This is a genomic window from Mycobacterium alsense (assembly GCF_002086635.1).
Lineage (GTDB): Bacteria > Actinomycetota > Actinomycetes > Mycobacteriales > Mycobacteriaceae > Mycobacterium > Mycobacterium alsense.
Map to the genome: position 1 here is coordinate 43,299 of NZ_MVHD01000039.1, position 10,963 is coordinate 54,261.

At 67.3% G+C, this 10,963-nt stretch carries 8 protein-coding genes and 1 pseudogene; all 9 read left to right on the forward strand.

Features of this window, described 5'->3' with window-relative positions; translation table 11 throughout:
- Positions 1-3 precede the first annotated feature (3 nt).
- Positions 4-4,224 carry a type VII secretion protein EccCa gene (gene eccCa, locus BST11_RS19380; RefSeq protein WP_083139504.1) on the forward strand — a complete coding sequence of 1,407 codons (4,221 nt, stop codon included), beginning with the start codon at positions 4-6 and terminating at the stop codon, positions 4,222-4,224.
- 312 nt (positions 4,225-4,536) lie between these two features.
- A complete protein-coding gene (locus BST11_RS19385) occupies positions 4,537-4,836 on the forward strand; it encodes a PE domain-containing protein (protein ID WP_083139505.1) in 300 nt (99 codons plus the stop codon).
- 7 nt (positions 4,837-4,843) lie between these two features.
- Entirely contained in the window at positions 4,844-6,040 is a 1,197-nt protein-coding gene (locus tag BST11_RS19390) for a PPE family protein (protein ID WP_083139507.1), read from the forward strand.
- Between the two features lie 129 nt (positions 6,041-6,169).
- A complete protein-coding gene (locus BST11_RS19395) occupies positions 6,170-6,493 on the forward strand; it encodes a WXG100 family type VII secretion target (RefSeq protein WP_082958222.1) in 324 nt (107 codons plus the stop codon).
- Positions 6,494-6,528: 35 nt separating this feature from the next.
- Positions 6,529-6,816, forward strand: coding sequence for a WXG100 family type VII secretion target (locus BST11_RS19400; protein ID WP_067317710.1), 288 nt, complete (start codon positions 6,529-6,531; stop codon positions 6,814-6,816).
- A 93-nt stretch (positions 6,817-6,909) separates the two neighbouring features.
- Positions 6,910-7,740, forward strand: a complete 831-nt coding sequence (locus BST11_RS19405) for an ESX secretion-associated protein EspG (RefSeq protein ID WP_083139508.1) — start codon at positions 6,910-6,912, stop codon at positions 7,738-7,740.
- A 146-nt stretch (positions 7,741-7,886) separates the two neighbouring features.
- The gene (locus BST11_RS19410) at positions 7,887-8,915 is read left to right on the forward strand and encodes a MinD/ParA family ATP-binding protein (RefSeq protein ID WP_120313489.1); all 1,029 of its coding nucleotides are present in this window, start codon (positions 7,887-7,889) and stop codon (positions 8,913-8,915) included.
- Positions 8,912-10,450: a type VII secretion integral membrane protein EccD gene (eccD, locus tag BST11_RS19415; RefSeq protein ID WP_142276444.1), complete on the forward strand. Its 1,539-nt coding sequence runs from the start codon at positions 8,912-8,914 to the stop codon at positions 10,448-10,450. The genes BST11_RS19410 and eccD overlap by 4 nt, the downstream gene beginning before the upstream one ends.
- Positions 10,447-10,963 (forward strand): annotated as a pseudogene (locus BST11_RS19420) (type VII secretion-associated serine protease); the annotation flags it as partial. The gene eccD and the pseudogene BST11_RS19420, both read left to right, overlap by 4 nt.

Sequence of the window (10,963 nt, forward strand, 5' to 3'; positions counted from 1 at the left end):
AAGATGTCCAAGCGAGCGTTTCCGATCAGTCGCGTCAAGATCCAGCCGCCGAAACCCGTTCGCGTGGCACCGAATGCGCCGATCGCCCTGCCGGAGCGCGAGCCGCGCAACATCTGGGTGATGATCGGCGTCCCGGCACTGATCGTCGCGCTGATCGGCACCATCGTCATGCTCTACGTCTCAGGCGTGCGCAGCCTGTCGACCGGCTTCTTCCCGCTCATGGGGATTGGCGCGTTCAGTATGCTGGCGTTTTCCGGACGGTTCGGGCGGGCCCGCAAAATCACCTGGGGCGAAATGGAAAAGGGCCGCCGCCGCTATCTCCGCGACCTCGATAGCAACCGCGACGAGATCCAAAACGCGGTCTGTGCCCAGCGCAAGTGGCAGGAGTCGGTGCATTCCGATCCGCGCGGCCTGGGCGCCATCATCGGCGGTCCGCGGATGTGGGAACGCGGCCGCGGCGACGTCGACTTCCTAGAAGTCCGGCTCGGTACCGGCGTGCAGCACGCCCCGGATTCGGTGCTGTCGGTAACCTGGCCCGACATCGCCTCTGATGAAGAGTTGGAGCCCGTCACCGGCCAGGCTTTGCGCGATTTTATCTTGGAGCAACGCAAGATTCGCGACATCGCCAAGGTGGTGAACTTGCGCTCGGCGCCCGGATTCAGCTTCGTCGGCGACGACCTGAACCGGGTGCGGTCACTGATGCGCTCGGTGCTGTGTTCGCTGGCGGTGTTCCACAACCCGCGCGATGTCAAGTTGATGGTGGTGACCCGCAACCCCGAGCTGTGGTCCTGGATGGTGTGGCTGCCGCACAACCTGCACGACGAGCTGTTCGACGCGTGCGGGTGGCGACGGCTGATCTTCACCACACCCGAAGAGCTCGAAGCGACGCTGGGCTCCGAGCTGCACATGAAGGGCAGGCGCGGCCAGTGGACGCCGCTGGCCGCGGCAGCCCCGACGACAACCGGCTCGGCCCTGGAGACGGCCCAACCCGATACCGGTGCCGAGCTGGGTCCGCACTGGGTCATCGTTGACGACAACACCGGCAGCCCCGAAGCCTGGGAAAGTGTGGTCGGCCAGGTCGGCAAGGCGGGCATCACGGTGTTGCGCATAGCTTCTCGTCCCGGCATTGGCGTCGGGTTCGACAAGGACCAGCTTTACGAGATGAGCGAACGGCACACCGTGCCGGCCGGCGCCGCCAACGGCTCCGTCAAGGCGCGGCGCAACGGTGAGGTCGCGGAGGACGACGACGGCCGCCCGGCGCCGCTGCTTCGCGCAGGCGGAAAGTTCTTCGCCCACGCCGACCAGCTGTCGATTCCGCGGGCCTACCGGTACGCGCGTGCGATGGCACGCTGGTCGCCGACAAGCAGCGCCGAGATCGCCGACTCCACCAGCGGCGCGGCCGAGCTGCTGCGCGCGCTGGGGATCGGCGATCCGCGCGACCTGGATGTCGATCGGCTGTGGGCCGAGCGCCGTGGTCGGGGGGACGAGCGGTGGTGCGAGATCCCGGTGGGCGCCAAGCCGAACGGCGAGCTGCAGAACGTCATCATCCGCGCAAAGGACTTCGGCGGCTTCGGGTTTCACTCCGTGGTCATCGGCACCAGCGGCTCGGGTAAGTCGGAGTTCTTCCTGTCGCTGGTCTACGGCATCGCGCTGACGCATTCACCGGAGACGTTCAACGTCATCTTCGTCGACATGAAGTTCGAGTCAGCGGCCCAGGACATCCTGGGCATCCCCCATGTGGTGGCGGCGCTGTCGAACCTGGGCAAGGACGAGCGGCACCTGGCCGAGCGGATGCGCAGGGTCATCGACGGCGAAATCAAGCAGCGCTACGAACTTTTCACGTCGGTGGGCGCGCGTGACGCCAACGACTACGAGGAGATCCGGCTCGCCGGGCGCGACCTCCCACCGGTGCCGGTGTTGCTGGTCATCGTCGACGAATACCTTGAGTTGTTCGCCAACCACGACAAGTGGATCGACCTCATCATCCACATCGGCCAGGAAGGCCGCGGCGCCAACGTCTTCTTCATGCTGGGCGGCCAGCGCCTCGACCTGTCGTCGCTGCAGAAAGTCAAGTCCAACATCGCGTTTCGCATCGCGCTGCGCGCCGAGTCCGGCGACGACAGCCGCGAGGTGATCGGCACCGACGCCGCGTATCACCTGCCGTCGAAGGAAAACGGCTTCGCCCTGCTCAAGGTGGGGCCGCGCGACCTCGAGCCGTTCCGTTGCTTCTACCTGTCCGCGCCGTTTGTCGTGCCCAAGAGGGCGGAAGTGGTCAGGACCGTCGACATGACCCTGACGCAACCGCGGCTGTACAACTGGCAGTACCAGCCGTTGGACGAAGCCGATGCCGCGGCGTTGCAGGCCGCCTCGGCCGCGGACGAGGAACCCGACGAATTCCTTTTGCACGACGATGGTTTCAAGAAAAAGAAGATCGTCGACGTGTTGCGGGAGTCGCTGCATACCGTGCCCCACCGGGCGCCGCGGCGGCCGTGGCTCGAGCCGCTGGAAAACCCCGAGCCCGTCGACGTCGTGGTGGCTGGGTGGCGGGGCAAGCCGTGGCACGTCGACTACGGCCGCAACCCGGGACTGGTGTTCCCGGTGGGGGTCATGGACATCCCGGAGGAATCCACGCAGGTCGTGCACGCCATCGACGCATTGCGCAGCAACATCATCGTGGTGGGGGCAAAGCAGCGCGGCAAGACGACCACGCTGATGACGCTGATGTGCTCGGCGGCGATGATGTACACCCCGTCAAGGGTGACGTTCTTCTGCGTCGGCGGCGCGACCATGGCCCAGGTCGGCTCGTTGCCGCACATCGCCGACATCGTGTCCCCGAAGGACACCGAGGGCATCGAGCGGATTTTGAGCAGCATGGACGCGTTGATCGATGCCCGCGAGGACGCGTTCCGCCGCGCCAACATCGACCTCGACGGGTTCCGTGAGCGACGGTTCGGACCCGGCAGCGACGGCCTGGGCGGGACGGACCCGAATGACCCGTTCGGCGATGTCTTCGTGGTGGTCGACGACTACGACGACCTATACGGCAAGGACATGGTGCTCGGCGACCGCATCATCTCGCTGAGCAGCCGCGGACCCGAGTACGGGGTGCACGTGATGTGCAGCGCGGGCGGCTGGATTCACGGGCAGCGGCAGAAGCTGCTGCAGAACGCCACCGCGCGCATCCAGTTGCGGCTGGCCGAGCCGGGGGAGAGCCAGATGGGCCAGTCGGCGATCGAGTCGCGCGAGGCGGCGCGACGAACCTTGAACCGACCGGGATTTGGTCTGACCGACTCGTTGCACGAATTGCTCGTCGGACTTCCTGTGGCCGTCGACCCGGCGACCCGCACGCGGGTGGACACCCCCGACGTCGGCGCCCGGATCGCCGAGGTGGCCGGGGTCACCAAACACGCTGTCCTGCAACGGCTGCCGGACCGCGTGGCGCTGGAGCCGATTCTGCAGGCCCACGCCGCCACGCGGCCCCCGGACGAGTTGTCGATCGCGTTCGCGATCGGCGAGCGACACCAGCTCGGGCCGGTGCCACTGCGGCTGTCCGACACCCCGGGCCTGATGATCTTGGGCCGCCAGGGTTGCGGCAAGAGCCTGTCGCTGGTGGCCATCGGTGAGGCGGTGATGAGCCGATTCAGCCCGGAAGAGGCCCAACTGACGCTGATCGACCCCAAAGCCGCCCCGCACGGGTTGCGGGATTTGCACGCCCCGGGCTATGTGCGCGCCTACGCCTACGACCAGGACGAGATCGACCGGGTCATCACCGAACTGGCCCAGCAGGTCCTGCTGCCCCGGTTGCCCCCCAAGGGCCTGAGCCAGGAGGAGCTGCGCGCGCTGAAGCCGTGGGAGGGGACGCGGCACTTCGTGCTCATCGACGACGTGCAGGACCTGCGGCCGGCGCAGTCGCAGAGCTATCCGGCGACGCCGCCGGTCGGGGCCGCGCTGTGGATGCTGATGGAACGCGCCCGGCAGATCGGGCTGCACGTGTTCACGACGCGCAACAGCACCAACTGGGCGACGTTGCAGATGGACCCGTGGATGAGGTATCAAACGTCGGCAAAAGTCGCGCAGCTTTATATGGACAACGATCCGCAAAACAAGATCAACCGGCTTGTTCGCGCCCAAATGTTGCCGCCGGGACGCGGATTGTTGGTGAGCGACGAATCCGACGTCGAGGGCATTTTGGTGGGCCTGCCATCGATCGTTGCCGGCCAATAACGGACGCAAATTTCACTGCATTAAGGAATGGAATGCGCGGGCCGGACCACCTGCGGATCCTCTTGTGAAAACGCCGCTTTCACACCAGGGTCCGGCCGTGCGCGACCAGTGACAGGCGTTGCAGGTGTGGCAATAGCGGCCGCTGCGGTCCAAGTGGCATTAATTCAACGTAAGTACAATTATCGCCCAACATGATTGATTTTCGCACCCGTGGATCGCCGGATAAATATTGGGAATACGCGATCGGCGCGCAGGCACTACACTGTCCAATCATTCGCAGCGGTGGGACTGCGAGAAGGTTCGGAGGGAAATATGTCGTTTACCGTCCAGCCCGAGGCTGTCTTGGGCTCAGCCGGAGCGGAATCGGCGATCAGCGCGGAAGTCGAGTCGTCTGCGGCGGCGGCCGCGCCGGCCTTGCTCGGCGCCATGCCCATGGGCAACGACCCTGACTCGGCCCTGTTCGCCACGGCGCTGAACGCGTGCGGGGGTGCCTACCTCGGCGTGGTCCAGGAGCACGCGGTGCAGCGCGGGCTCTTCGCCGGAACGCAGAGCATCGCGGCGTGCGTCTACACCGCCACCGAGGCGGCGCGCAGTCTGACACTCGGGGTGTAAGCGGCTCATGCCTGACCCAGGGTGGGCGGCGCGCCCACCCGAAGACAACGACCTCCTCCTCAAGACGGGGACCGGGGTGGCCACGATGTTGGCCAACCAAACCGCCTGGACGGCCGTCGGCGCGAGCCATCACGCTTCGGCCAGCGCGTCGATGATCAACACGGCAGTGACCTCGGCGAGTTGGCTGGGGGCAGGGTCGCTGGGTTCGGCCGCGAGCGTCACCGCGCTCAACGCCTCGCTGCACGGATTGGCCGGCTGGGTGGACGTCAAGCCCGGGGTGGTCGCGGCGGCGATCACCGCCTACGAGACGGCCAACGCCGCCATGCGCCCGGCGCCGGAGTGCACCGCCAACCGGGTCGAAGAGGCGGCCGACAACATCGCCAATCCGAGCGTGTTTTGGACCCTGACCCCCCGCATCATCTCGCTGGACACGGAGTACTTCGGCGTGATGTGGCCCAACAATTCGTTGGTCGGCTCCAGCTACGGCGCCACGCTTGCCATGCTGGCCGAAAGTCTGGCAATTCCCCCGCCGCTGGCGACCATGGGCGCCTCGCCGGCCGCCCCCGCCGAGGCCGCCGCCGCGATCGGCCAGGCCGCGGGCGACGCCGCGGCCGGCGATGGAATGCGCGCCGCCTTTCAGGGGGCGCAGACGGGCACGTCGGGCGCCGGTCAGGCGGCCTCGGGCGGACAAGGCATGGGCGGCCTGAACACCTTCATGGAGCCGGTGCAGTCGGTGATGGGCGCGATCCCGCAGGCTCTGCAGGCCCCCGTGCAGCTGATGCAGGCGCCGATGAGCGGCGCGATGCAGCCGCTGCAGTCGGTGATGGGCATGTTCGCCGGGCCCGGCGCCGGGCTGGCGGGCGCCGGGACACCGGCCACGGCGGTCAGCGCCGTTTCGGCCGCGCCGAGCGCGTTAAGCGGCGCCGGTGGCGGCGGGGCGTCGCTCGGCGGGGGCGTTCCCGCGACCACGTTCACCCGTCCGGTCAGCGCGTTCGAGCCCGGCAGCGGCGGACGCCCGGTGGGGCTGCGACCCGGTGGCGCGCTGGGTGTCGCGGAATCGCTGCGGTCCCCTACCACGACGGCGACGCCAGCCGGCGCGCCCGTCGGCGGCATGCCGGTGGGAACCGCAGTCGGCGCGCACGGCGGGTCCGACAAGAAAACCGAGCAGCCCGCCATGGTGCGCGTCGTCGACGAAAGAGTCTGAAACGGGCTGCGCAAAGGGTGAACTGACACATCTGAATAGCCGCCATACACTTCGACCCAACCCCCGAGAAACCACCGGGAAGAACAAATCAAAAGGGAAAACGCCTAACCGCAGAAGGAGAAGCCCACCGTGTCAATTGTCGTAGACGCCAACGTATTACGGAGCATGAGCGACGCGATCCAGGCGCACATGGAACACGCGATCGCGATCGGCCAGGGCTACCTGGCGAACCAGGAAAACGTCATGAACCCCGCGACCTGGTCGGGTGACGCCGTCGTCGCCTCGCACATGACGGCTTCCGAAGTTACGAACGACCTGAACAAGGTCTTGACGGGTGGCACCCGTCTGGCCGAGGGCCTCAAGCAGGCCGCGGCGCTGATGGAAGGCCACGAGGCCGACTCCCAGCACGCGTTCCGCGCCCTGTTCGGCGGCACCGCGCACAACATCACCTAACCGCCAGCCCAATTCGCTTCAGGAAGGAAGTCACCATGTCAAACCCCATCGCTTACAACCCCGGTCCCGTCGCCGACTTCGCGGCCGATGTCGGATCCCGCGCCGGTCAGCTCGACGCCATCCACGCCGACGTGGCCAACAAGACCAACGCGCTGCAGGAATTCTTCGCCGGGCACGGCGCCATGGGTTTCTTCGACGCGCAGTACCAGATGCTGTCGGGGCTGCAGGGCCTCATCGACACGGTGCGCCAGCACGGCACGACGACCGGCCACGTGCTCGACGGCGCGATCGCGACCGACAACCACATCCGCGGCCTGTTCTGAAATCGCCCGGCACAGGCGACAAGGGTGGGGCGCCGACGCTGTCCGCGTCGCCCCACCTTTGCCATGTGGCGAGCTGGCTGAGGTGAATCTTCCGTGCTGACAACAACGATCGACGGCCTGTGGGTGCTGCAGGCGGTCACCGGCGTGGAGCAGCTGTGCCCCGAGCTGGGCCTGCGGCCGTTGGTGCCGCGGCTGGAGACACCGGAGCTGGCGCTGCGCCATCCGGTGGTCGCCGAACTCAAAGCCTGCGGTGCCCTCGACGAGGCCGGAAACGCCGACCCGATGATCCGGGAGTGGCTGACCGTGCTGTTTCGGCGCGACCTCGGATTGCTGCTCCACATCAGCGTGCCGGGCCGCGACCGGACCCGCGCGGCCATCTGTCGGTTCGCCAACTGGTGGGTGGTCCTGGAACGCCACGGCGACATGGTTCGTCTCTATCCGGCGGGCACCGCCAGCGAGTCGGGCACGGCCACCGAACTCGTGGTGGGCCAAGTCGAGCGGCTGTGCGGGGTCGCGGAAGCGGCGCCGCTGCGGCCGGTCACCGTCGACACCGCCGAGCTGCAGGCGTCGGTCCATGACGCCACCAGCCTGAAATCGTTTCTGCTCCAACAGCATTTGGATGTCGACCAACTCCACATTCTCACCATGGCCGCCGATCCGACGCGGTCGGCGTACGCGGCCATCGTGGCGCTGCAGGCCGGTGTCGGCCCGGAAGTGACGGCCAGGCTCGCAATCGGGGAGTCGACGGTGGCCATCGTCGATACCTCCGCCGGCCGGCTCTGCGTGGAAGGCGTGATCTCGGGTGGCCGCCGCTACCAAGTCCTGTCCCCGGGATCGCGCACCGACATCGGCGCGGCGGTGCGCCGACTCATCCAAAGCCTGCCCGCCGGCGAGGAGTGGTACTCCTACCGGCGCGTGGTCTAAGTGAGCGCGCCAAAGTCGGCAAGCGAAGCCGTTACGACCAATCTTGCTAAAAAGCAAACCCGAACGCGCCGCTAATGCGCTTCGAGGGTTTCATACGGGTTTGATGCGTAAACGGAGTATCACGAATCGTGTTAGCATCGACGGTCGTGACGACCTCTTGGAATGACCCCAATATGTTCGACGAAGAGAGGCTTGGGCGGGGGGATCCGCCAGCGGTGCGCCACCGGGATTCGGTATCGGATACCATGCGTATTACCGATTTAGCCGCTCCCCGAAAAATCCCGCCGGGTTCGGGCTGGCGAAAATTCATTTACAACATTTCGTTCCGCAAGATAAATCTCGGCGAATCGCCGGGGGAACGCCATTATCGCGAATTAAAAGAACGCATCCGCCGGCATATCCGCCGACAATTTGTGATCACCCTGGTCTCGGGCAAGGGCGGCGTCGGGGTATCCACGATGGCCGCGTGCATCGGTGGTGTCTTCCGCGAATGCCGACCGACGAACGTGATCGCCATCGACGCCGTCCCGGGCTTCGGGACGCTGGCCGACCGGATCGACGAGTCGCCGCCCGGCGACTACACGGCCATCATCAACGACACCGACGTGCAGGGCTACGCCGACATCAGGGAGCACCTGGGCCAGAACGTGGTGGGGCTCGACGTGTTGGCCGGCAATCGGACCTCCGACCAGCCCAGGCCACTGGTGCCGGCGATGTTCGCCGGGGTGCTGGCCCGGTTGCGGCGAACCCACAACGTCATGGTCGTCGACACCGCCCCCGACCTCGAGCACCCCGTCATGAAGACCGTCCTGGACAACACCGACACCTTGGTGTTCGTCTCGGGGATCACCGCCGACAGGTCCCGGCCGGTGCTGCGCGCCATCGACTTCCTCAGTGCGCAGGGCTACCACGAGCTGGTCTCGCACAGCACGGTGATCATCAACCACTCCGACAGCGCCGTGGACAAGGACGCCCTGGCCTATCTGACCGAGCGGTTCACCAAGGTCGGTGCGACCGTGGAAGTGATGCCGTTCGACCCGCACCTGGCAAAGGGCGGCATCATCGACACCGTCCACGAATTGAAGAAGAAGTCGCGGCTACGACTGTTCGAGATCACCGCGGGGCTCGCCGACAAGTACGTGCCCGAGGCAGGCGCTGAGAGGGCGCAGCAGTGACCGAGCGGTTACAGCCGCACAAGGTAGCTTTTCCAGCGCGGTGTGCAGTCAACATCTCCTACGACAAACACCTGTGCTCCCAGGTGTTTCCGGCGGGGACGCCGGTGGAGGGTTTCTTCGAAGGCATGGTCGAGCTGCTCAGCGACGACCTGAAGCGTAAGGGCTTTGACGGCGTCGCCCTGCCGCCGGGCAGCTACGAGTTGCACAAGGTCAACGGGGTACGCCTCGACATCAACAAGAGCCTCGACGAACTCGGCGTCCAAGACGGCGACACGCTGGTGCTGGTGCCCCGCGTCGACGGGGAATCATTTGAGCCGCAATACGAATCGCTGTCGACCGCACTGGCGGCCATGGGCAAGTGGCTCAGCCGCGAAGGCGGCGATCGGATGTTCGCGCCGGTGTCGGCGCTGACGGCCGCCCACACCGCGATCGCGATCGCGGCCATGGCGGTCAGCGTGGTGGTGGGGCTGACCCTGCGGGAACGCGCTTATGCCGACAGCTTGATCCCGGCGGCGGTTGCCGGCGGGGTGGGTCTGCTACTCGCCATCGCGACGGTCGTGGTCTTTCGGGGATGGCCCCATCGTCGCGACATGTTCAGCGGATTCGCTTGGCTCACGGTGCTTTTGATCGCCGTCGCGGGCGCCTGCGCTCCGCCCGGTCGGCTTGGCGCGCCGCACGCGCTGATCGGCCTCGTGGTGGTGATCCTGGGGGCGGTCGCGATCAGCGCGGCGACGCGCAAGCGGTGGCAGACCGCCGCGGCGACCGCGGTGGTGACGGTGTGCGCCGTCGTGGCCGCCGTGGCCACGGCCCGGATGTTCAGTCCGGTCTCGGCGCAGGTGCTGTCGGACTGCGTGCTGGTCGGCCTGCTGGTGCTGGTGCGGATGGCACCGACGATCGCGCTGTGGGTGGCGCGCGTGCGGCCTCCACACTTCGGATCCATCACGGGGCGCGACCTTTTCGCGCGTCGTGAGGGCATGCCCGTGGACACGGTATCGCCGGTCACCGCCAAGGAGACCGAGGACGAGGACGACGAACTCACCGACATCACCGCCCGCGGTGCCGCGATCGCCGCGTCGGCGCGGTTGGTCAACGCCATTCAGATGGGCCTCTGCCTCGGGGCGTCGATCGTGCTCCCCGTCGCGGTGTGGGGGGTGTTGGCACCCGGTCACCGCTGGGCGTGGTTGGCGTTGCTGGTGGCAGGCCTGGTGGTGGGCATCTTCATCACGCAGGGACGTGGGTTCGCCGCCAAGTACCAGGCGGTGGCGCTGGTGTGCGGGGCCTGCGCGGCGGTGTGCGCAGGCATCGTTAAGTACGCGCTGGCCGGCCCGAGGAACCTTGAGACCGGTCTGATCTGGCCGGTCGCGCTGGTGGTGGCCTTCGCCGCATTCGGTTTGACCGCGGCGCTTTTGGTGCCCGCGACGCGATTCCGGCCGTTGATCAGGTTGACCGTGGAATGGCTCGAGGTGTTCGCCATGATCGTGTTGCTGCCGGCCGCCGCGGCGCTGGGAGGGCTGTTCACGTGGCTGCGCCACTGAGACTGAAACCGCTGTGTCGCCGGGCCGCGTCGATCCTCGCGGCGCTGACCCTGGTCGCCTTCGCGGGCAATATCCCGGCCGCGCAAGCCATTTCACCGCCCAAGGTGGATCCGGGAATGGTTCCCCCGGACGGGCCGCCACGCTCGGACCAACCGATGCGGCGCGCGAACAGCTGCTCGGTGCCGATCACCGTGAAGACCCCCGACGTGTCGCAGCTGGCGCCCGGCTTCGACCTGCTCAACATCGGCCGGGCTTGGCAGTACAGCACCGGCAACGGGGTGGCCGTGGCGGTCATCGACACCGGGATCACCCCGAACCCGCGGCTGCCCGTCGTGCCCGGCGGCGACTACATCATGGGCGAGGACGGACTGTCGGACTGCGACGCGCACGGTACCGTCGTCGGCGCGATCATTGGAGCCGCGCCGCAGGGACTGGTGCCGATGCCGCGGCCGCTCCCGGCCACGCCCGCGTTCCCCCTTCCGGCCGGCCCGCCGCCGGCGGCCGGGGCGCCCC